The sequence below is a fragment of the Chitinophaga sp. MM2321 genome (assembly GCF_964033635.1).
In the GTDB taxonomy this organism is placed as follows: Bacteria; Bacteroidota; Bacteroidia; order Chitinophagales; family Chitinophagaceae; genus Chitinophaga.
Map to the genome: position 1 here is coordinate 1,339,694 of NZ_OZ035533.1, position 23,039 is coordinate 1,362,732.

General features: G+C 45.3%; 19 protein-coding genes. 7 read left to right on the top strand and 12 right to left on the bottom strand.

Annotated features, from left to right (window positions below):
* Positions 1 to 15: 15 nt before the first annotated feature.
* From ABQ275_RS05055 to lpdA, 3 genes are all read left to right on the top strand, one after another.
* The gene (locus ABQ275_RS05055) at positions 16 to 2,637 is read left to right on the top strand and encodes a DNA translocase FtsK 4TM domain-containing protein (protein ID WP_349317185.1); all 2,622 of its coding nucleotides are present in this window, start codon (positions 16 to 18) and stop codon (positions 2,635 to 2,637) included.
* A 122-nt stretch (positions 2,638 to 2,759) separates the two neighbouring features.
* A complete protein-coding gene (locus tag ABQ275_RS05060; RefSeq protein WP_349317186.1) occupies positions 2,760 to 3,419 on the top strand; it encodes an outer membrane lipoprotein carrier protein LolA in 660 nt (219 codons plus the stop codon).
* A gap of 165 nt (positions 3,420 to 3,584) precedes the next feature.
* Positions 3,585 to 4,991 (top strand): dihydrolipoyl dehydrogenase, encoded by a 1,407-nt coding sequence (gene lpdA, locus ABQ275_RS05065; protein ID WP_349317187.1) that lies wholly within the window; start codon positions 3,585 to 3,587, stop codon positions 4,989 to 4,991.
* A gap of 93 nt (positions 4,992 to 5,084) precedes the next feature.
* Here lpdA and ABQ275_RS05070 read toward each other — a convergent pair whose 3' ends face one another.
* A complete protein-coding gene (locus ABQ275_RS05070) occupies positions 5,085 to 6,194 on the bottom strand; it encodes a sensor histidine kinase (protein WP_349317188.1) in 1,110 nt (369 codons plus the stop codon).
* Positions 6,195 to 6,303: 109 nt separating this feature from the next.
* On the opposite strand from ABQ275_RS05070, the gene ABQ275_RS05075 reads away from it, so the two are divergent.
* The gene (locus ABQ275_RS05075) at positions 6,304 to 8,469 is read left to right on the top strand and encodes a S46 family peptidase (RefSeq protein ID WP_349317189.1); all 2,166 of its coding nucleotides are present in this window, start codon (positions 6,304 to 6,306) and stop codon (positions 8,467 to 8,469) included.
* Positions 8,470 to 8,530: 61 nt separating this feature from the next.
* Here the strand turns inward: ABQ275_RS05075 and ABQ275_RS05080 are convergent, their stop codons facing one another.
* Together ABQ275_RS05080 and ABQ275_RS05085 are read right to left on the bottom strand one after the other, a co-directional pair.
* Positions 8,531 to 9,418: a class I SAM-dependent methyltransferase gene (locus ABQ275_RS05080; RefSeq protein ID WP_349317190.1), complete on the bottom strand. Its 888-nt coding sequence runs from the start codon at positions 9,416 to 9,418 to the stop codon at positions 8,531 to 8,533.
* Positions 9,419 to 9,462: 44 nt separating this feature from the next.
* Positions 9,463 to 11,010 carry a methylmalonyl-CoA mutase family protein gene (locus ABQ275_RS05085; RefSeq protein ID WP_349317191.1) on the bottom strand — a complete coding sequence of 516 codons (1,548 nt, stop codon included), beginning with the start codon at positions 11,008 to 11,010 and terminating at the stop codon, positions 9,463 to 9,465.
* A 97-nt stretch (positions 11,011 to 11,107) separates the two neighbouring features.
* Here ABQ275_RS05085 and ABQ275_RS05090 point away from each other — a divergent pair, with 97 nt between their 5' ends.
* Positions 11,108 to 12,016: a M23 family metallopeptidase gene (locus tag ABQ275_RS05090; RefSeq protein ID WP_349317192.1), complete on the top strand. Its 909-nt coding sequence runs from the start codon at positions 11,108 to 11,110 to the stop codon at positions 12,014 to 12,016.
* On the opposite strand, the gene ABQ275_RS05095 is transcribed toward ABQ275_RS05090, so the two are convergent.
* The 4 genes from ABQ275_RS05095 to ABQ275_RS05110 form a co-directional block, all read right to left on the bottom strand.
* A complete protein-coding gene (locus ABQ275_RS05095) occupies positions 12,017 to 12,535 on the bottom strand; it encodes a hypothetical protein (protein ID WP_349317193.1) in 519 nt (172 codons plus the stop codon).
* Positions 12,536 to 12,680: 145 nt separating this feature from the next.
* The gene (locus tag ABQ275_RS05100) at positions 12,681 to 13,874 is read right to left on the bottom strand and encodes a pyridoxal phosphate-dependent aminotransferase (protein ID WP_349317194.1); all 1,194 of its coding nucleotides are present in this window, start codon (positions 13,872 to 13,874) and stop codon (positions 12,681 to 12,683) included.
* Between the two features lie 162 nt (positions 13,875 to 14,036).
* On the bottom strand, positions 14,037 to 14,759 hold the full coding sequence (locus tag ABQ275_RS05105) for a DUF4397 domain-containing protein (protein ID WP_349317195.1): 723 nt from the start codon (positions 14,757 to 14,759) through the stop codon (positions 14,037 to 14,039).
* A 30-nt stretch (positions 14,760 to 14,789) separates the two neighbouring features.
* Positions 14,790 to 16,004: a serine hydrolase gene (locus tag ABQ275_RS05110; protein ID WP_349317196.1), complete on the bottom strand. Its 1,215-nt coding sequence runs from the start codon at positions 16,002 to 16,004 to the stop codon at positions 14,790 to 14,792.
* A gap of 216 nt (positions 16,005 to 16,220) precedes the next feature.
* Here ABQ275_RS05110 and secDF point away from each other — a divergent pair, with 216 nt between their 5' ends.
* Complete coding sequence (gene secDF, locus ABQ275_RS05115; RefSeq protein ID WP_349317197.1) at positions 16,221 to 19,382, top strand: protein translocase subunit SecDF; 3,162 nt, start codon at positions 16,221 to 16,223, stop codon at positions 19,380 to 19,382.
* Between the two features lie 94 nt (positions 19,383 to 19,476).
* Here the strand turns inward: secDF and ABQ275_RS05120 are convergent, their stop codons facing one another.
* From ABQ275_RS05120 to nusB, 5 genes are all read right to left on the bottom strand, one after another.
* On the bottom strand, positions 19,477 to 19,776 hold the full coding sequence (locus tag ABQ275_RS05120) for an iron-sulfur cluster assembly accessory protein (protein WP_349317198.1): 300 nt from the start codon (positions 19,774 to 19,776) through the stop codon (positions 19,477 to 19,479).
* Between the two features lie 87 nt (positions 19,777 to 19,863).
* Complete coding sequence (coaE, locus tag ABQ275_RS05125; protein WP_349317199.1) at positions 19,864 to 20,463, bottom strand: dephospho-CoA kinase; 600 nt, start codon at positions 20,461 to 20,463, stop codon at positions 19,864 to 19,866.
* Between the two features lie 109 nt (positions 20,464 to 20,572).
* The gene (yajC, locus tag ABQ275_RS05130) at positions 20,573 to 20,911 is read right to left on the bottom strand and encodes a preprotein translocase subunit YajC (protein WP_349317200.1); all 339 of its coding nucleotides are present in this window, start codon (positions 20,909 to 20,911) and stop codon (positions 20,573 to 20,575) included.
* A 37-nt stretch (positions 20,912 to 20,948) separates the two neighbouring features.
* Positions 20,949 to 21,395, bottom strand: coding sequence for a DUF1573 domain-containing protein (locus ABQ275_RS05135; protein ID WP_349317201.1), 447 nt, complete (start codon positions 21,393 to 21,395; stop codon positions 20,949 to 20,951).
* A 39-nt stretch (positions 21,396 to 21,434) separates the two neighbouring features.
* Positions 21,435 to 22,364, bottom strand: a complete 930-nt coding sequence (nusB, locus tag ABQ275_RS05140) for a transcription antitermination factor NusB (protein WP_349317202.1) — start codon at positions 22,362 to 22,364, stop codon at positions 21,435 to 21,437.
* A 345-nt stretch (positions 22,365 to 22,709) separates the two neighbouring features.
* Between nusB and ABQ275_RS05145 the strand changes: the two genes are divergently transcribed.
* Positions 22,710 to 22,991, top strand: a complete 282-nt coding sequence (locus tag ABQ275_RS05145) for a co-chaperone GroES (RefSeq protein ID WP_349317203.1) — start codon at positions 22,710 to 22,712, stop codon at positions 22,989 to 22,991.
* The last annotated feature ends 48 nt before the right edge of the window (positions 22,992 to 23,039 follow it).

A 23,039-nucleotide genomic window follows, 5' to 3' on the forward strand; every position in this document is an offset into this window, starting at 1 on the left:
TTTTGAAGCTATATTATGTCCAAGAATAAACTGAAAACCGAAAAACCGGAAAGCAAAAAACCAAAAGGCGCCACCCCTAATCCTGATGTGCTGAGGAAAGATAAGGAGCCTGAGGTAAAAGTAAAAGAGCTCGTAAAAGATGAACGTACCCATAAAGTGATGGGCGTGTTCTTTCTTTTGCTGTCTGTTTACTGCTTTATTGCATTCACCTCTTATTTAGTTACCTGGGAGGATGACCAGGATAAAGTATTCCGCTATTCTACCAAAGAATTACTCATTGGCGATGTGAAAGTAGATAACCTGCTGGGTCGCCTGGGCGCCTATGTTTCGCATAATTTCTTTTTTAATGGTGTAGGTATCGCAGCCTACCTGTTCTGTTATTTCTTTTTTATTATCGGTATTAATTTTATCGTCGGACGCCGGGTTTTCCGCATCTGGCGTAACATAAAGTATATCATTTTCGGATTACTCTTTATCAGCATGACCATGGCCTTTGTGGCCGGTAGTGCCGATTTCCCCTGGGGCGGTGCACTGGGTAACGCCCTGGATAAATGGACTTCCGGTTTCGTGGGCAAAACCGGTACGGCCCTGTTACTGCTGGTAGCGGGTCTTTCCTGGCTGATCTGGAAATTTAATTTCGATTTCAAGTGGCCGGAGAAAAAAGTGAAACCTGTCAGACAACCCGCGCCTGTTCCGGCTGCATCTCCTGCATTTGCCGCCGCCGCTACATCAGCAACAGCTGCTGCTACCGGGGATGCTGACCGTAAAAACGGCCTGAAAGAAGATAACGGGGTGATGGTAATTCCACCAATGGAGGAGGAAGAGGATGGAGAAGAATTACCACCCATGCACCTGGTAGAGAAAGACGATATTACCGTGATCCCTTCCCATGCACCTTATATGCCGCCTGCCATGGCAGCGGAACCGGAAGAAACAGCGCCGGATGAAGAAGAAGAGGAAGAAGAAGATCCCGGACCTTTGTTATACATTGAAGAAATACCGGAAGAGGCGCCGGTTGCTAAAAAGAAAACAGCACCGGGAGAAGTAGCTTTTGAGATCAAGCCTACTTTCAAGGATGAAGAAGAGGAAGTGGAAGAAATTGTGCCGGTAAGACCGGTAGGGCCGGTAGATCCTTACGATCCATCGCTGGATCTGCGGGACTACAAATTCCCCGGGCTCGATCTCCTGGCAAACCATAATGCCGACCGCGTGATCGTGCAGGACACTGCCGAACTGGAAAAGAACAAAAATCAGATCATTGATACCCTGAAGAACTACGACATTTCCATACAGAAGATCAGTGCCACCGTTGGCCCTACGGTTACTTTGTATGAAATTGTACCTGCTGCCGGGGTGCGCATCTCCCGTATTAAAAATCTGGAAGATGATATTGCCCTGAGCTTGTCGGCCCTGGGTATCCGTATCATCGCGCCCATACCTGGTAAAGGTACTATCGGGATAGAAGTGCCCAATGTGAAAAAGAGCATTGTATCTCTCAAAAATATGCTGGCCTCGGAAAAATTCCAGACCAGTACCATGGACCTGCCGATTGCAATTGGTAAAAAGATCGACAATGAAAACTTCATTGCGGATCTGGCGAAAATGCCCCACCTGCTTATGGCGGGTGCTACAGGTCAGGGTAAATCCGTTGGTATCAATACATTGCTGGTATCGCTGCTTTATAAAAAGCATCCATCGCAGCTGAAGTTTGTATTAGTGGATCCCAAAAAAGTGGAATTATCACTCTATAAGCTCATCGAAAAGCATTTCCTGGCCAAATTACCCGGAGAAGACGATGCCATTATCACCGATACTAAAAAGGTGATCCACACCCTCAATGCCTTGTGTATCGAGATGGATCTGCGTTACGACCTGCTGAAAGAAGCCGGTACCCGTAATATCAAGGAGTACAACGGGAAGTTTACACAGCGTCGCCTGAACCCCGAAAAGGGCCACCGTTACCTGCCTTTCATTGTGCTGGTGGTAGATGAATTTGCCGATTTGATCATGACGGCGGGTAAAGAAGTGGAAATGCCGATAGCCCGTTTGGCCCAGCTGGCCCGTGCCGTGGGCATTCACCTGATCATTGCTACGCAGCGCCCGTCTGTAAACATTATCACAGGTACTATCAAGGCCAACTTCCCGGCCCGTGTAGCCTTTAAGGTGTCTTCCAAAATAGATTCCCGTACCATCCTGGATATCGGCGGCGCCGAGCAGCTGATCGGTCAGGGGGATATGCTGGTGTCTTTTAACGGTGAACTGGTACGCCTGCAATGTGCCTTCGTGGATACGCCGGAAGTGGAGAATGTGGCAGAATTCATCGGTAACCAGAAAGGTTATCCCGAGGCTTTCCTGCTACCGGAATACGTGGATGACAAGGATACCGAAGGTAAGGAACTGACTTTGGCAGACAGGGACCCTTTATTCAATGATGCTGCCCAGGTAATCGTGCAAACCCAGCAGGGATCTACTTCTTTGTTGCAACGCCGCATGAAATTGGGCTATAATCGTGCAGGCCGACTGATGGACCAGCTGGAAGCTGCAGGCATAGTAGGCCCCAATATGGGTAGTAAAGCAAGGGATGTGCTTGTTAAGACAGAAGCAGATTTATTTGAAATTCTTAATGATTTGTTATAATATGTTAGTATTTGACAGACATTTTAACAAAATATACGAGTTTTGCAATCCGGTAAATACCGGCTTAATCATACCGGCATGGCATTTGTCCAGTGCAGGTTAGTAAATCAAAAAAATCTACAATGAAGAAATTTGTATTAACAGGAATGTTGTTGAGTGGAATCATTTTCAGCGGCATGGCCCAAACCCAAGGAGCCAGCGATGCTAAAGCAAAAACAATCCTGGATGGTGTTAGTAATAAATTCAAATCATTAAAGACCGTAGTTGCCAATTTTGTACTTAAAATAGAAGGTGCCAATAACAGTGTAAGTGATTCCAAAAAGGGAACGGTTTACCTGAAAGGCGCTAAATATAAAGTAACACTGCCAGGCCAGGAAATCATCAGCGATAACAAAACTTCCTGGACATACGCCAAAGATGTGAATGAAGTGACCATCAATAATGTAGACCAGAGCAGCGGCGCTATGACACCTGCCAAACTCTTCACCAATTTCTACGATAAGGACTACCTGTACCGCATGGAAGGCGAAAGCAAAGAAAAAGGTAAAGTGCTGCAGAATATAGAATTAACGCCAACAGATAAGTCCAAGAATATCTTTAAAGTGATTGTTTCCGTAGATAAAAAAGGCCAGAGCATCGCCAGGATGAAAGTGTTTGAGAAAAATGGCAACCATTATACCTACGAAATCACCAACTTCACCCCCAACGCAAATGTAACAGACGCTACTTTCTCCTTTGACGCCAAGAAATACCCTGGCGTAGAAGTAGTGGATCTCAGATAGGAGCTTTTGATGTGGGAATTTTCGAATTTATTGATTTTGGAGTTTAGTTATTTGAAATACAGTGAAGATCTTCGCTGTATTTCAAATAACTAAATTCCAAAATTCCAAAATCAATAAATCTAATTATTGTTTACCTTTGGCAAGTTTCATTTAAAATTAAACAATATGGCATACGACGTAATCGTAATTGGTAGTGGCCCCGGTGGATATGTGGCTGCTATCCGTGCTGCACAGCTGGGATTCAAGACCGCAGTAGTGGAGAGAGAGAGCCTGGGTGGTATCTGTTTAAACTGGGGTTGTATCCCTACCAAAGCTTTATTAAAAACTGCACAGATATTTGAATATACGCAGCATTCTAAAGATTATGGGATCACAGTTGCAGATGCAAAAGTGGATTTTGAAGCGGTGATTAAACGCAGTCGCGGTGTTGCTGATAAAATGAGCAGGGGCGTACAGTTCCTGATGAAGAAGAATAAGATTGATGTATTAATGGGCAATGGTAAAGTAAAAGCCAAAGGCCAGGTAGAAGTTACTGATAAAGACGGTAAAGCTGCTGTACATGAAGCTAAACACATCATTCTGGCTACAGGTGCCCGCGCACGTGAATTGCCAAACCTTAAAATAGATGGTAAGAACGTAATCGGTTACCGCGAAGCCATGGTACTGCCTCAGCAGCCTAAATCCATGATCGTGGTTGGTTCCGGCGCTATCGGTGTGGAGTTTGCTTACTTCTATGCTACCCTCGGTACTAAAGTAACGATCGTTGAGTTCCTGCCACGTATCGTTCCGGTAGAAGATGAAGATATCTCCAAAGAACTGGAAAAAATATACAAGAAGAAAGGCATTGAAATCATGACCAATGCTTCTGTTGAAGCGGTAGAAGCCAGCGGTAATGGTGTGAAAGCGAAAGTTAAAACACAAACCGGCGAAGTTACCCTGGAAGCAGACGTGGTACTGAGTGCAGTAGGTATTTCTGCCAACATCGAAAATATCGGCCTGGAAACACTGGGTATCAAAACCGATAAAGGCCGCGTACTGGTGGATAAATACTACCAGACCAACATCCCGGGCGTTTACGCTATCGGCGATATGGTACCCGGTCAGGCGCTGGCACACGTTGCTTCCAAAGAAGCGATTATCTGTGTGGAAGCCATCGGTTACAACGAAAAGAAATACGCACACAAACCTGAACCAATCGACTATATGAACATTCCGGGTTGTACTTACTGTGCACCTGAAATTGCTTCTGTTGGTTATACAGAGAAAGCTGCGAAAGAAGCAGGATACGAAGTTAAAGTGGGTAAATTCCCCTTCTCTGCCTCCGGTAAGGCTTCTGCCGCCGGCGCAACAGAAGGCTTCGTAAAAGTGATCTTTGACGCCAAATACGGCGAATGGCTAGGTACCCACATGATTGGCGCTAACGTAACAGAGATCATCGCTGAAACAGTAGTAGCCCGCAAACTGGAAACTACTTACCAGGAAGTGCTGGATTCTATCCACCCACATCCAACCATGAGCGAGTCTGTAAAAGATGCGATTGAAGTAGCTTACGGCGAAGCGATTCACCTGTAGAAGATTTCACGCTAAAATATATGGAAGGCAAAGCAGCCGGTATTTTAAAAATACCTCGCAGCTTTGCCTTCTTCTTTTTTTATCTCCCTAAAACTACACCTGTAACTGTAAGGAAATAGCGTATACGCCATTATCTTCTTTAATCAGCAACTCGTATTTATCCGGGTACAGGTGATCCAGCCGCTGACGGGTATTCGTAATGCCAATGCCGGTAGGACTGGTTTCCTGCGGGATGGTAAACAGTTTATTACTGCAATAAAAACTGATTTTATGCGGAGAGGTATTCAGGGCAATGATAATATCCGACGCCTCCTGGTTACTCACCCCATACTTGAATGCATTTTCCAGGAAGGGTAGTAACACCAACGGCGCAATACATTTAAATCCCGGGTTGCCTGTTACGGAAAACCGGACCTTTGTTTTGGTACTCAGTCTTAATTTCTGCAGGTCTATGTAGTCATGGATACAATCAATTTCACGCTGTAATAACACATAATCATCGCGGGTATCTGCCGTTACATACCGCAGCATATTCGACAACTTCATGATGCTGTCTGCGGTATATTCATGTTTGGACATGGCCAGCGAATAAATATTATTAAGGGTATTAAAAAGAAAGTGAGGATTGATCTGTGCTTTTAAGAAAGATAATTCCGCCTGCGTTTTCCATGTTTCCGCATACAGGGCCCTTTTCTCTGTTTGCCGCGACTGGTGCGTGGTTTCAATAGCAATACCCAATGCGATGGTGAGCAGGAAAAGAAAGATGCTGACAATATCCACGTGTATGCGTGGCGGTGGCATCGGGTTGATATTCCGCACATACCCGATGTGTTCAGGGTGTGACAACGTTGAAAACAGGTGATCAAATGGCTGCATAACAAGGATCATCAATAGTAATACAGCTACCGTTAAAAAGTACAGTGCATACTGTTTGCGGTAATATAATTGTGGGAAGAGAAAATTGGTATGGAAATAAAATAAGGAGATGTAGGTAAGCACAAACACCAGGTAATCTGGTGAAAGTAATAACGCAGTGGTTTTGTTACTACCCGTTTGCCCGTTGAGAAAAAGCAGGGGTAGACCCAGGCATATCAGCCACCCCACGATATGGGCGAATATAACCGCAAATTTTAACCGGAACATGCTCACAGATATTAACAGATACATGAATTTGCGCCATTCTTCCGGGATAATCCGTGGCATCTCTGTAAATAGCTGCTTTGTATCGATGAATGATCAGAAACAGGGGCTTATCCTTTCCCCCCTCCATTAATTGTAGTAAATTGCCTGTTTTATAAAAAGAATATCAGATATGTTGCAACGAATCGTGAAGCCATTGCTGCTGCTCGTACTCCTGACACTGGTACAGCGCACTTATGCTACGGAGGGGATGTGGCTGCCCCAGCTGCTCTCCAACCTGAATGAGAAAGAAATGAAAGGAATGGGGATGAAAATTAACGCCTCAGATATCTATAACATCAACAAAGGAAGCCTGAAAGACGCTATCGTGAGCTTTGGCGGCTTTTGTACCGCAGAAGTGATTTCCTCCCAGGGATTATTGCTCACCAACCATCACTGTGGCTATGATGCTATTCAGAAGCATTCTTCGCTGCAAAATAATTACCTGGAAAATGGCTTCTGGGCAAAAACTGCGGCGGAAGAACTGCCAAACCCCAGCCTGACAGCTACTTTTATTGTACGTATAGACGATGTGACGAAATCCGCTTTGCTGGATGTAAAACCCGGTATGAGTGAACGTGAGCGCCAATCGGCCATAGATAAACGTTTGAATGACATCAAACAAACCGCCAAAAAAGAAGCCTGGCAGGAAATAATGATAAAGCCATTTTTTGAAGGCAACCAGTATTTTTTGTTTGTGACAGAAACTTATAAAGATGTACGGCTGGTAGGCGCACCGCCTTCTTCTATCGGTAAGTTTGGCTCGGATACCGACAACTGGGTATGGCCGCGCCATACCGGCGATTTCTCTATGTTCCGCATCTATGCCGGCAAAGATGGTCGCCCTGCAACTTATGACAAGGATAATGTACCGCTGCAACCTAAATATTTTTTACCCATCTCCCTGAAAGGCGTAAAGCCGGATGACTTTACCATGGTGCTGGGCTTCCCTGGCCGTACCACGGAATACCTGCCTTCTGAGGGCGTAAAACAAACCGTACAGGTATTGGATGCCGCCAAGGTAGACATGCGCGATGTTGCCCTTAAAATCATGGATGGCTACATGCGTAAAGATGAGCAGATTAAAATTCAATATGCTACCAAATATGCTTCTACTGCTAACTACTGGAAAAAGTGGATGGGCGAAATGCAGGGCATCAAACAATCCAATGGCATTGGTAAGAAATTACAGTACGAAGCTGAATACCAGAAACTGTTGCTGACTAATCCTACCTGGAAGCAACAATACAGTGGCGTACTCGATTCGCTGAATGCCCAATACCGCCAGATTCAGCCCTACGCAGCAGCGCGCGATTATTACAGTGAATTGGTAAGAAATGTAGAGCTGTTTGCTGCAGGCGACCGCCTGATCAACTTCCTCAATGATGTGCATGAAAAAGGAGAGGGGCAGTATGAATCCCTGCGGCAGCAATTCCTGGAATCCATGCAACCGTTTTATCAGAACTACAACGCCCGCCTGGATCATGATATCTGTGCCAGCCTGCTGGAAATCTATGCCACCGGTGTTCCCAAAGAATTTACCGGTAATGAATTTGCGCAGATCCGCGCGGAAAGCAATAACGACAGCCGCATACTGGCAGATAAACTATATGCATCTTCCGGACTAACGTCAATGGATAAACTGAAAGCATTTGTGCAGCAACCTTATAATACCGTTGTGGCACAGATGTGGAAAGATCCGGCTACCCGCCTTGTAATAGCCATGCGCAAAGGTTTTGTAGACAACATCAGCAAACCGCTGAGCGACCTGCAGAGCAATATCAACAACCTGCAACGCACGTATATGCAGGCGCAGATGGATGTTATGGGCAACAAAAAACGTTTCTATCCGGATGCCAACAGCACCCTGCGGGTGACCTACGGCAAAGTGGATGGGTACAGTCCACGCGATGCTATCCATTATGACTTTTATACTTACCTCGATGGGGTGATGGAAAAATATATTCCGGGTGATTACGAGTTTGATGTGCCGGCGAAACTGATTGATTTGTACAAGAAGAAAGATTATGGCCGTTATGGTGTAAACGGCAGGATGCCGGTTTGCTTTATCGCCTCCAATCACACTACAGGCGGTAATTCCGGCAGCCCTGCACTGAATGCTTATGGCCACCTGGTGGGACTTAACTTTGACCGTACCTGGGAAGGTACCATGAGTGATATCAATTACGATCCTGCCATCTGCCGTAATATTATGGTAGATATCAGGTATGTACTTTTTATTGTAGATAAATACGCAGGTTGTACCCGACTGATTGATGAGATGAAACTTGTCAACTAAGATAATGAAGACGGCCTCCGGGTTTGCTTATTCCCCGTAAGCAAATCCGGAGGTTTTTTATTTACACCTTACACTCATACACGATAGAGCTACAGTCGTCTACCTGTTTTAATCCTTTGCGATAGGAGCGGAACCCGTTGAAGAAGCCTGCCAGTAGCCGGCTTTTACCGGTTTTATATTTTTCACTGAGTAAGCTGACGTAAAAGCCATCAAACACCATCGGGTGTTTTTTGACCAGCTGGATCTGATGATATGTTAATAATTTTTCCATAGCCGCTGGTGAAAAATGATAGAGGTGACGGGGCACATCGTAGGCGGCCCAGTATTCACCATAATGTGCGGCATCTGAAGAGGTGTAGTTGGGAACTGCTATCAGCAGGGAGCCACCGGGTTTCAGGAGTGTGCGGATATGATCGAGATAGGAGTGCAGTTCGTGTACATGTTCCAGTACATGCCACATGGTGATGGCATCGTATTGATGGGCGGGTAGTGTAAACAGCTGATCTATTGGCAGGGGTTCGATGTTATAGATCTCTTTGGCCTTGCTACGTGCGTTTTCATCCGGTTCAAGACCGGTGACTGTCCAGCCGCCTGTTTGCATGTAGTGAAGAAAGGCCCCGGTTCCACAACCAATATCCAGTAAGCTGCCCTGTTTAATACCGGCAGCAGAGCGTACCCAGTTCTGTTTGGAACGGAGCGTGATCTTTCTAACGCTGTGGTATAAACGATTAATCAGTCCTTTTTTGGTTTCAGAATGAGAGATGTATTCCTGCGACTGATAATAGCGGCCTATATTTTCGTTGTCAGGCGTCTGTTGTGTAAAGCGACCGCCGCAGCCGCCACAATGAAATATAGCGAACGTTTCTTTGGATACCGTATAGTCTTTGGCAGTAAGTGCTTCATGTATTTGTGATGAGCCACAAAGCGGACAGGCATTATAGTAGATCAAGTGCTTTTTTATTTTAGAATCCCAAAAATAGGCATAATTACGAATTACTTATATTCTCCCCATACATGCCGCAGTGCATCTGCAATTTCACCGAGTGTGCAGTCGTTTTCAACGGCTTCCACTACCAGTGGCATCAGGTTTTCAGTAGATTGGGCCGCTGCTTCAATGCGTTGCAGGATGTCCTGTACAGTGGCATTGTTGCGGCGTGCGCGTATTGCTTTTAACTTGTCGGATTGCAGTTGCCGGATGCTGTCATCTATACGGAATACATCCGGTGGATGATTATTTTCCGAAACAAATTTATTCACCCCTACAATGATCTTCTCGTTGCTTTCTACATCCTGTTGGTATTTGTAGGCGCTGCGGGCAATTTCATCCTGTATAAAACCTTGCTCAATGGCGCTTACAGCGCCACCCATGGCATCAATTTTATGGATCAGTTCCCAGGCTTTGCTTTCTACTTCGTTGGTGAGGGCTTCCACATAAAAGGAGCCGGCGAGGGGATCAACGGTGTCTGCAACACCGCTTTCATAGCCTACAATCTGTTGGGTACGCAACGCTATACGTGCCGCCTCTTCAGTGGGTAACGACAACGCCTCATCGAAGCCGTTGGTATGCAGGGATTGCGTGCCGCCTAAAGTAGCTGCCAGTGTTTGAATAGCAACCCGTACAATATTGTTATGTGGTTGTTGTGCGGTGAGGGTACTGCCACCTGTTTGCGTATGAAAACGCAGCATCTGTGCTTTGGCATCCGTGGCGCCCAGCTCTGTGGTGATTTGTGCCCACATCCGCCTGGCTGCCCGGAATTTAGCGACTTCTTCAAACAGGTGATTATGTGCATTGAAAAAGAAGGAGAGGCGTTTGGCAAATACGTTGATGTCCAGTCCTTTTTCCAGTGCTGCTTTCAGATAGGCCTTACCGTTAGAGAGTGTGAAGGCCAGCTCCTGCACTGCATTAGCGCCGGCCTCGCGTATATGGTAACCGGAAATGGAGATGGTATTCCATTTCGGTACTTCTTTGCTGCAATAATCAAAAATGTCGGTGATCAGCCGCATGGAAGGTTTCGGCGGATAGATGAAAGTACCTCTTGCCGCGTATTCTTTGAGGATATCATTCTGAATGGTACCGGAGATCTTTTTCAGATCGGCGCCCTGCTTTTTGGCGAGGGCTATATAAAATGCCAGCAGTATAAATCCGGTGGCATTGATGGTCATAGAAGTAGAGATCTTTTCCAGCGAAATGCCTTTGAACAGGATTTCCATATCATCCAGTGAATCAATGGCAACGCCCACTTTTCCTACTTCACCTTCTGACATAGCATGATCAGAGTCGTACCCGATTTGTGTAGGCAGATCAAATGCCACGCTAAGGCCCATCACGCCCTGGCTCAGCAGGTAGTGGTAACGTTTGTTGGATTCTTCTGCAGTGCTGAACCCGGCATATTGCCGCATCGTCCACAGTTTATCGCGGTACATGGAGGCATGTATGCCACGGGTATAAGGGAAGGCGCCGGGCTGTTCCTCCATAGGTACCGGCTGTGTATACAGCGGGGCTATAGTGATACCAGAATCGGTTTGAATGATCTTTTCCATGTGTCTTAATACTATCGTTGCAATGTTACATAATTATTACGGTACTTCGCCGCTGTGAAAAATATTGATAATTTGCAGTAAAGACTGGCATCGTACTATGATCATCTATTCTTTATTATGTATTACGCTGGCATTGGCCGTATATAGTTTATATCTGCTCTGGAAGGCTGGTAGCCGCCCGCTGGCACAAGCTTTCATGTATCTGTTGCCCGGTCTTTCATTAGGTGTGTTCCTTTATTTGTTTGGCACCTGGATTTATCTCTCCCTCTATTCAAAATATTTTTTTGGAGGTTGTCTCGTACTCTTCAGTGCCTCGGTGCTGGTCCGCGAAAAGCGCACGGGCCAACCGTTACCGACACGCTGGAAACAAGGTGTCTACCTGTTTTTTACAGGTGTGTTTACGATAGCATCTATCCTTTATTTTACCGGAACCACCGGCAAACCGGCTACGGTGGCCCTGGCGTTTCCGCTTAAATCGGGCCGGTACTTTGTATTGCAGGGCGGGAAAGGATTGCCTACCAATGTGTTTCATTTCACGTTGCGTGGCGCCATTTATGCGATGGATATTGTAAAGCTCAATAAATGGGGAGGGCGCGCCAACAGGATCTTTTCAAGAAAGCTGGAAGACTATGAGATCTTTAATGATACCGTATATGCCCCCTGCGACGGCGTGGTCAGAAGGGCGTACAGCAACAACCCTGATAACATCCCACCGGCTATGGACCGGGGCCCGAAAAACACCAACCAGGTATTGCTGGAAGGCGCTACCTGCTACTTCTTTGCTGCTCACCTGAAAATGGGTAGCGTAATAGTTACAGAAGGACAGGAAGTGAAAACCGGGCAGGCGCTCGGTTGTGTAGGTAATTCAGGTTTCAGCACAGAACCGCACCTTCATATGCAGGCACACGCCAAAGAAGCGGGTGTGCCCTGGTATAAAGCAAAACCACTGTATATGTTGTTTAACGGAAAAGGTTATCTGTTGAATGAAGTGATCAACGCCAGGTAATTAATGCATGAGTCTTTTGGCTTCGGCGTTGATGATCTGGGAGGTCAGTTCTGCGGGCGACTCACCGGCCTGTAAAAATACTTCCAGTATCTGCCGGTTCAGTTCCATGGCAGGTGCGTCCGGAGGTAACTGCACCGCTACCTGGTTGATAACGGAAATGGTTTGTTCTTTCAGCGTTTTCACGGCTTCCCATGCCATACTGCTCACATAGATCTGCTGCGTTACATTGTGCTCATACTCTGATTTGATCGTTTGCACCATCGAGATCTGCATGTCCACTGCGGTAAGCCCCGGCTGATAAATGCGGCCTATCAGGCTTTGGGGAGTGATGCGGTCTACATACAAAGCTATCCTTTCATATGCCTGCAATTGCAGCGGCAAAATGGCCGGATTCACAGTGGTTGGCCTTTCAGCCCCGCCTGTGGCAGGTTTCTTTTTAATCAGATCACGAACAGTCATATATACGACTGCAATAGCGCCAATCGTGAGAGCCAGGTACAAAAGCTGTTGGGAATTCATCTTATCTGAAAGGTTTTGAATCGCAAATATATATATAATATTTATATGTAGGCAAGGCTGCCGCATTTATATTTGCGTATTACGCACAACAAATGGCGAAATCTCTTACGAGTTCGCCATTTGTCATGTGCAATGTATTGTCAGCCTAAGCCAGTTTGCCCAGCCAGGTTTTTATTCTTTCTGTGCCATTCTTCAGGTTCTCCATGCTGGTAGCATAAGACAAGCGGATACAGTCGGGCTCTCCGAATGCAGTACCGGTAACCAGTGATACATGGGCTTTATGAAGGAGATACATACAAAGATCATCCGCATCTTTGATGTGGGTATCTTCAAATGATTTATTGAGGAAGGCGCTGATATCCGGGAACATGTAGAATGCACCTTCAGGATTATTCAGTTTCAGACCAGGGATCGCTTTCAGTGCTTCGTAAACAAAAGCGCGGCGTTTTTTGAACTCCGCTACCATTTCGGTGGCAGAAGTTAAATCGCCCATAAGCGCGGCAATGGCTGCACGTTGTGTGATAGAGCAGGTAGCTGAAGTAAGCTGACTCTGGATCTTGTCGCAGGCCTGGGCTATTTCCAGGGGAGCGGCCATGTAACCAAGGCGCCAGCCGGTCATAGCAAAGCCTTTGCTAAGTCCGTTGATAACGATGGTACGTTTGATCAGATCGCCAAACTGTGCAATACTTTCATGCTTGCCATCATAATTGATGTATTCATAGATCTCATCAGAGATAATGTACACATGCGGATGTTTGGCAAACACTGCTGCCAGTCCTTCCAGTTCCGCTTTGGAATATACCGTCCCGCTGGGATTGCAGGGGGAAGAGAACATGAACAGCTTGGTTTTGGGCGTAATAGCCGCTTCCAGTTGTGCAGGCGTGATCTTGTAATTACTTTCGATATTGCCACGGACAAATACCACATTACCCTCACAGAGTCGCACCAGTTCGGAATACGTTACCCAGTAAGGAGTAGGGATGATTACCTCGTCGCCCGGATTTACAACGCTCATAATCACATTTGCCAGGGATTGCTTGGCGCCTGTAGATACAACGATCTGCGCTGGCGTATAGTCAAGACCGTTATCTCTTTTCAGTTTGTGAACTACGGCCTGCCGTACATCTGCATAGCCAGCCACCGGTGTATAGTGAGTATACCCGTCGTCTATTGCCTTTTTGGCTGCCTCCCGTATATGCACCGGCGTGTCGAAATCGGGTTCTCCAATGCTCATATCTATAACATCTATACCCTGCGCTTTCAGCTCACGGCCCAGTTTAGACATTTTAATTGTTTGTGGCTCGGAAATCCATGACAGCCTTTCTGCTAATTGACTCATGATTTAAATTGAATTGACCGGATTTTTAAACGTTAAATTAACGGGAACAAACCTACATAAAAAAAGTAGCATTTATGCATCGGTATTACTGTATGTAACAGGTATAAACAAAAAAGGTCCCGGGGTAGCCCCGGAACCTCCTGTAATTTATTTGCATTTTGCTTATTCTGAAGAGGTGTGGGACAGGTAGTACAGTTTCAGCTTTTTATCGCCGGTGCTGTCTTTCATGCCCGATAAGTAGATGGTGTATACACGTCCGCCGAGGAATGCTACACTGGTAGAAGAGGAGGAAGAGCGCGCTGTACCCACTGCAATGGTGGAATCAGTACCGGCAAACTTCGCTACATATGTAACACTGTTGTTGTAAGGATCAACACTGTTCCAGGCTGCATTTACGCCGAAAACCCTGTTACTGTCTATTTTCTTGCTATCTATATAGAGATCTATCGGGCCTGAGTTGGGGCTGAGGTTCAGGAAGCGATAGTTTACTTTGGAATTGCTCAGGGAAGAGAAATCTTCTTTCCTGGAAGATACCCTGAAAGCACCTCCATCATTGTAGGTGATCATGGTGTAGTAATTCAGGGAGTCGTACTGACCTGAAACTGAATCCAGTCCAAGACCTTGTGCATTCCTGAATGAGTAGGTGTGCAGGCCGGGATAGTCTGTAAAGGGAGCTGACTGTCCTGTTTTGTACAGATCACTGTTCATGACCACATTGTTGTTATAAATATTTACGCCGGCCGGCTCTGTGGCACCATTGATGATGGCCGCGAGGTAGGTCATACGTTGCGGTGTGGTTGTTTTATCTTTCAGACAGGCTGAAAATCCGATTACTCCACCAAAAAGGGCTGCTATTGCCCATACACGATTTTTCTTTGTTAGCATTTTGCTCTCAGTTTTTAATAAAGTGTTATATTATAAAAATTGTTGTTTATAATCCAGTTTGAAACGGGTCAGATCGGCCGGGTATAACTTTTCACGCTTCCTTTCTTCTTCATAAATAACTTCGCCGAGGGCCTTCAGAAAGGGTTTCCCAGTTTCTTCAAAAGCCTGATGGTCATCTCCCAGAATTCCATCTTTGTTCACAAATATGCTGGCTGAAAGTAAGAACTCTGTATTACTGGCAAAATCTGTTACATAAGCCGTGTCCGTTAAAAATCCGTAAGCCCACCCTGTTTTATTAAAAACCCGGATGTGATCCGGTACCTGATGTGTTTTTTGTCCACCGAAAAGTAAAAATTTCGCATACGCCTGGAAAAACTGAGTGGTATCATATACCGGATCTATTGATTCTCCCGGGTATTGCGACATACAATGGTACAAAAAGTTGTAATCATTATCTGTTAAACGGAAACCGTGATCTTTTGTTACAGCGGCCGGAAAAATTATGCTTTTCAGCATATCATGCAGATCGGTGAGGGGGAGCTTATTCCGGTGGGAGAAGTTCATGGGCGTATGTTCCAGCTCTCCCAGGTGATTGTAGTGTATACTCCCCACCAGGTCATGCCGCGGTGCAAACTGCAGGCTGCTGATGGCTGCGGGCTGTTCATAGAGCAGGTGGTTCCCTTCTTTAAACCGGACGGCATTGGTATGCATATTAGCCTCCATGTGCAGGGGGATACCTACCCGGTGCCGGATCTGTGCAGACGTGTATCCCATCTCCCAGAGGCGTTGGTTAAAAGTTTCCTGTCCGATAAATTCATAGAGGCGGTTAAAAGCATCATTATCGCTGACGAGGAATATTTTTTTGATATAATGAGAGATAGATGGTAGTTTGCCGGCCGCTGAATAATCGTGCAGTACACCCGGGTTGATACCCGGCAGGGGGCTGGTCAGCATCGTAGTATTGCGGTGTACCCCGGCCAATTGCAGATCATGCAGCTTTTCCAGTGCCAAAAGGGCGCCCGGAAGCTTTACCGTGGAGGCCGGATAAAAATAATTATCCGGATTTACACCAAAGTGAAAATCAGTAAAATGCGGCTGTTGCCGGGCATCCCGGTCTATACGGGTATAAATAATTTGTAAACGGTAGCCGGCCGGATCGCTGAATACCTTGCCCAGCCGGGCTTTGTGACTTTTTAGCAAAGCCGTCAGAAAATTATCTGTTACCGGATAATGTTGGGTTTGCATATATTTGTCGGTATTACTGAGTGTAAAGCAAAGAAATAATATTAGAAACAGGAATAAACCAGGATCGCAAATTTAGAAAAGATAGATGCCGATAGTCCCGCTAAGTCAACCATACATTGATTTTGCACCTCTTTTAACAAGGACTTTAATATATCAATTTAAATTCTATCTTTGCAACTCTTAAAATTTTTTTATTACAAACACGAAACAAACAACATGCAACTAAAAGGACTGGTAAGATTTTTTGCCATCGCACTGATCCTTATCTCTTTGTACCAATTGTCCTTCACGTTTTTGGTGCGGAACTATGAGAAGAAGATAGAGCAGCAGGCCAAGACCGATGTGGCCAAACAATTCCCTACCGCAGAGCAAAAATATCCTGGTAACAAAGAACTCCAGGCTTTTTACGCTGACACGTTGACAGAATTCGTTAAACAAAGAAGACAAGGGATCGTGGATAGTACCAGCAACAAACAGATTGCAGGGTTTCCATGGTATGTAACCTACAACAAGGCTAAAGAAAAAGAGTTGAATCTTGGACTTGACCTCGTAGGTGGCATGAACGTAGTACTGGAAGTAAGCGTTAACGATGTTATCAAGGCTTTATCCGGTCAATCTAAAGACCCTGCTTTCAACAAAGCACTGGAACTGGCAAACGAACGCAAAAAAGTAAACCAGGCTGATTTTGTTACTTTGTTCGGGCAAACATATGCGGAAGTGGCCCCCCAGGGTAAACTGGCAACCATCTTCGCAAATGCGTATCAGAAAGACATCACTTTCAATTCCTCCAATCAGCAGGTGCTGGACATGATTCGTAAAGAATCCCGTGCTGCCATCAAAAACACTTACATCGTACTGCAAAAACGTATCGATAAGTTTGGTGTGGCACAACCCAACATCAGCCTGGATGAAAACAAAGGACTTATTTCTGTTGAACTCGCCGGCGTTGACAATGCAGAACGTGTACGTAAATACTTACAGGCTACTGCCAACCTGGAATTCAGGGAAGTTTACAAAAATAGCCCCGAGTTTTTCCAGAATGTACTGAACCCGATGAACGAGGCAATCAGGAACTCTCTTGGTAATGCACCCACTCCTGTTGATACAGCTAAACCTGCTGTAGCTGCTACTGCCGCTCCTGCGGATACCAGCAAAACAGGCAGCCTGAGTGATTACCTGGCGAAAGACAGCGGCAAAGGTGTAAAAACCGATACCGGCGCCAGTTCGCAGGAATTCCAGATCAAAGAACAGCAACGTCAAAACCCGCTGTTCATGGTATTATTCCCTAACATGGATCCGCAATCAGGTACCCTGTACCCCAGCTCTTCCATCGGCAGGATCTTACCAAAAGATACCGCTACTTTCAACCGTTACCTGCACTTACCCGCTGTACAAAGCATTCTGCCTAAAGATGCGGTATTTGCATTCGGTCCGGAAAATAAAGAAGATAAATACGGTCCTTTAGCTGTATATGTGCTGAAAGTGAATCCTGCTAATCCTTCACCCCGTGTAGCGGGCGACAGGATCGTGGATGCACGTCAGGATATGGATCAGAACAACCAGCCGGAAATCAGCATGACCATGGATAACGTGGGTGCCCATGAGTGGAAAAAACTCACCGGTGAACTGGCTCCGACCAATCCAAAAGATCCATCTACCTTAAACTTTGTGGCAGTAGTACTGGATAACATCGTTTATTCTGCACCTTCTATTCAGGGCGAAATTGCCGGTGGCCGTTCTTCTATCAGTGGTAGCTTTACCATTGAAGAAGCAACCGATCTCGCAAACATCCTGAAATCAGGTAAAATGCCTGCACCTGCACAAATCGTACAGGAGCAGATCGTTGGACCTACCCTCGGTGCTGAATCTATCGCTGCCGGTGCCAAATCATTCATGATCTCTTTCGTGATCATCTTCGTACTCATGCTGGTTTACTACAACTCTGCCGGCTGGGTGGCGAATATCGCACTGATCCTGAACCTGCTGTTTACCTTCGGTATCCTGGCTTCGATGGGCGCTACGTTAACAATGGCCGGTATTGCCGGTCTGGTATTGACCATCGGTATGGCGGTAGATACAAACGTAATCATCTTCGAGAGGATCAAAGACGAACTTACACACGGTAAATCATACCCGGATGCCATTTCGCAAGGTTACAGACGCTCTTATGCACCTGTACTGGATGGTCACGTTACCTCCTTGCTGACGGCATTCATCCTGTTCTACTTCGGTTTAGGTCCTGTACTGGGCTTTGCTACCACACAGATCATAGGTTTGTTCCTGTCCCTGTTCTGTGGTATCCTGGTTTCACGTATGGTAACTGACTGGATGACCAAAAGAAAAAGACACTTTGAATATTTTACACCTATCTCCCGTAGAATATTCAAACACGCTTCTTTTGACTTCGTAGGCAGACGTAAATATGCGTACATCATTTCCTTCTTTGTAATGGTGGCCGGTGCTTCTTCTTTCATTCATGGTTTTGATCATGGTATCGACTTCTCCGGAGGCCGTAGTTTCACGGTACGCTTTGAGCATCCGATGAATACCGACGATGTAAGAGCAACACTGAAGAAAGAATTTGATGCAGAACCCTTCGTGAAAACGATCGGTACTACCAACCAGCTTAACATCACGACTTCTTATAAGATCGAAGAGCAGAACCTGGAAGTGGATAAAGAAGTAACGGATAAACTGTACAATGGTCTGAAGAAATATTATGATGCATCCGTAACACCGGAAGTATTTGTTTCCCGCTACATCATTGGATCACAAACGGTATCACCGACTATTTCCGATGACTTACGCGCAGGTGCTGTGAAAGCAACTATCCTGTCGCTCGTGGTGATCTTCCTGTACATCCTGTTGCGTTTCAACAAATGGCAGTATTCTATCGGTACTATCTTCTCCCTGTTGCATGACGTAATGGTGGTGTTGGCTGTGTTCTCCTGGTGCAAATCTTTTGTACCGTTTACACTGGAAATTGACCAGCATTTCATTGCGGCTATCCTGACGGTGATCGGGTTCTCCATGAACGATACGGTAATCGTATTTGACAGGATCCGTGAAAACTTCCGCACAGGTGCGCATGGCAGAGACAGGGATACTGTTATCAATAAAGCGATCAATGATACTTTGAGCCGTACTATTATGACGTCGCTCACCGTATTCCTGACCATCCTGGTACTGTTTATCTTTGGTGGTGAAGTAACCCGTGGTTTCGCCTTCGCAATGCTGATAGGTGTGGTTACAGGTACTTACTCCTCTATCTTTGTGGCAGCACCGGTACTGGTTGACTTTGACAAAAAGAACCAGCTGTCTAATGAAAGCGATGCAGTAGCAGTTACACCGCAGAAAACAACTCCGGCTACCAAATAAGTGAGATAACTGAAATAATGTTTGATAAAAAAAACCTCCCGGATTATCCGGGAGGTTTTTTATTTCTATAATATTTTTTTGATAATCAGTTCAATCATCCCCGGTTGTTGAATACAAACCCGCGCGCATCGGGTGTTTCCTGGTAGTCTATTTCCATTCCCATGAGGTATATGCCATGTGCTTTTTTCATAATGACCGGTATGCCGGAAACCTCGAACAGGTCATCGTCTTCCATGCGTGCATCAAAGCCCAGCATGTAGGCTACGCCTGCGCAACCGCCTCCTTTAACGCCTACCCGCAGGTAGGGCGCTTCCGTAGTGCCCTGTAAGAGCTTTGTTAGTTCAGCAACGGCGTTGGCGGTAAGTTGTACAGGAGCAATGACGCCAGTATCCATAATCCTTAAGTTTCACCAAAGTTAGGCAAAACGGTGCGGAAAAGGCTGGCTGCTATCCGGGAGGTAACCCGGCGGGGGAGTAGATATTCAGGTGCCGGCTGCAAGTTGCAGTAGCTTTTCGTGGAGTGCGAGGACTTGCGGGATCACCATTTCCTGCTCATCATTCTGAATAACGTAGTCGCATAAACGCATTTTTATTTTTTCGTCTATTTGCTTATAAATGCGTGCCAGTACGTCATTACGTGATATGTTGTCACGTTTCATTACCCGGTGTACCCGCAGGGGTTGCGGTGCATATACACCGATTACTTTGTCGAGATGATGGAAAGATTCGGTTTCAAAGAGGAGGGCGGCTTCTTTGAGTACATAGGGGGTGGTTTGCTGACTGGCCCAGGCATCGGAATCACGGATCGTAGCCGGATGTACCAGGGAGTTAAGCAAAGCCAGTTTATCCTTGTCGTTGAAAACGATATTTCCCAGGTACTTACGGTTTAAAGTACCCTGGCTGTCATATACCTCCGCGCCGAAATGTTTTTTTACTTCAGCCGCCAGTGCAGCATCTCTTACCAGGATATCCTTGGCCCTGTCATCTGCATAATATACGGGGATCCCCAATAATTCAAATACTTTGCTGACTGTGGTTTTTCCGGAGCCGATACCGCCTGTGATTCCAATCTTTAACATCATGACCTGATTTAAATAAAATTACGATCTGGATGAAGGTAACCGGTTCAAAATATATAAAAAAATCCCGGACTGCAAGGCCCGGGATCTTTTTTATAAACTTTAAAATCATTTATTTGGTTTCAGCTGCTTTCTGTTGTGCAGTAGTGTATTCCATGCTGATAGAAGAACGTTCGATGGTGAAGTTTGTGCCTGGGCTAACTTCCATCAGAACAGTATTGTTATCATTCATTTTTTTCACTTTACCGTGAATACCAGCGATGGTAACAATTTTATCACCTTCTTTCAGGTTATCGATAAATTGCTTCTGTAATTTAGCTTTTTTAGTCTGTGGGCGGATCATAAAGAGCCACATTACCACGATCATACCACCAAAAAACAGGATGGAGACGGTTGGGTTACTCCCTTGACCACCAGAAGGTCCCATCAATAAAATGTTCAGCATGTTCATCTATACTTGATTTAAGCGTTTGTTTAATAATTGAATCTTATTTAGTAATGATATTGCATTGTATTTTCGGGCCTATGATATAGCCACCGCCATCATTTGTTTTGATGGAGATTTCTTTTTCGGTATAGCCCGATTTACCATGACTGTCAAAGATCACCTTCATATAGCCGGATTCTCCGGGTTTGAGCGGTGCTTTGGGCCATTCCGGTACGGTGCATCCACAGCTGGAAACGGCATCTTCAATGAGCAGTTCTTTTGTACCGGTGTTGGTGAATTTAAAAGAATACTCCACTTTTTCGCCTTGCGCAATTTCACCAAAGTTATGCACCTTTTCTTCAAAAGTCATCACGGGTTTTTGACCGGGATCACTATTGGCGCCGGGAGCCGGCTGACTGGCTGAAGAAACCTTTTCCGTGGCTGCCTGGTTATTGCAGGCTGCGAAGAAAAGGGTACCACAGGTAAGGAGACATAACAGAGTTTTCATGCGTGACAAGCTATTTTGTCGTAAAAATAATTTTTTTCTTTATTTTTTTGGACGTTCCTGTTTCTGTATCAATGCTTCTTTCTCCAGGTCTTTCAGGATGTTATCCAGGATACCATTGATGAATTGACCGCTTTGTGGCGTGCTGTAAGCTTTTGCCAGGTCTATATATTCATTGATGGTTACTTTGGTAGGGATGGTAGGGAAGTAGAGAAATTCGCAAACCCCCATTTCCATCAGTAACATATCTACCGCCGCAATACGTTCCGGATCCCAGTTCTGCAGTTTGGGCGTGATGAGTTCCAGGCAATATTCCTTTTTATCAATAACTGTCAGCAGCAGTTCCCTGGCGTAATCCAGCTTTTCTTTGCTGATCAGTTGCAGGAAATTGAAGAGATGAGGTTTGTTGAAATAATTACCGACCAGGATCGCCATCATTTCTTCATCATCGTTCCAGTGAAGGAAAGCATCTTCCATATGCTGGAGGAACAGCTCATTTTTTGCCAGTATTTCTTTATAGATAAATTCCAGTAATTCTTTTTCTCCGGATTTAGAGCGGCTTTCATCGGCTATATATGTCTTATAGACTTCTGTAGCTGTCAGCATGTTGTAAAGCTTTCTTACCAGGTCGTTGTCTGCCAGCGGGCGCATTTTCCACTGTTCAAGATTTACCTGGAAGCCTTTATCGCTTTTAATCTGGTAGATGAACTCATTGCCTGCAATTTTCGTATTCACCTGTAGGTCCGCAGCGGAAGGTAAGTGTTTGGATGCGCGGGCCTGGGCGTCAATTTCTGCATATTGCGCCACCTGTACTACTGAATAAAGTAAGTAAGTAAAGATCTGGCAGGTTTGGTCCAGCTTTTCATTTAAAAGTCTGGTGGCCGTGCCTGGCTTAATATTGCTTTGCTCCATCGTTTCCAGGGCATAAAGTGTTTGCATCACTTTCACCCGGATATTTCTTCTACTGATCATCGTATAAAAAAGAACTGGTATAAGGGCGCAAAACTAGACAAAAATTTTGAGATTTGATGATTTGGTTATTTTGATATTTTGACGCGATGCCCTACCCACTTTTGTATTTATCATGACTTCGGTAACAACTGATTGCCGCCAAAAACAAATAGTAAAATATCTAAATATCTAAATCAAAAAATGATTTCCTGTCATTTTTTCCTGTTGCTTGTCATAATTTGTCAGTTACAAAAGCATACATTGCATTTGCAATCTGCAAATTTGGCTAGAAAAGGCCATTGGCATAATTCTCGTGGACGGGAAGGAGCAAACATAAAATCAACTACGTCTTAAATAAAAACTACTATGGCTAAGAAATTAAGTATTAAACCTTTAGCTGACAGGGTAATCGTGAAACCTGCAGCAGCAGAAGAGAAAACAGCTGGCGGTATCATTATTCCGGATACTGCAAAAGAAAAACCTGTTAAGGGCACCGTAGTGGCCGCCGGTCCTGGTAAAAAAGATGAGCCCATCACGGTTAAAGTAGGCGATACCGTACTGTACGGTAAATACTCCGGTCAGGAACTGCCTATCGATGGAGAAGATTTCCTGATCATGCGGGAATCTGATATCCTGGCGATCGTTTAAGCACAACGCAATACAGGATAACACATTTATTTTAATCAAAAATATCCG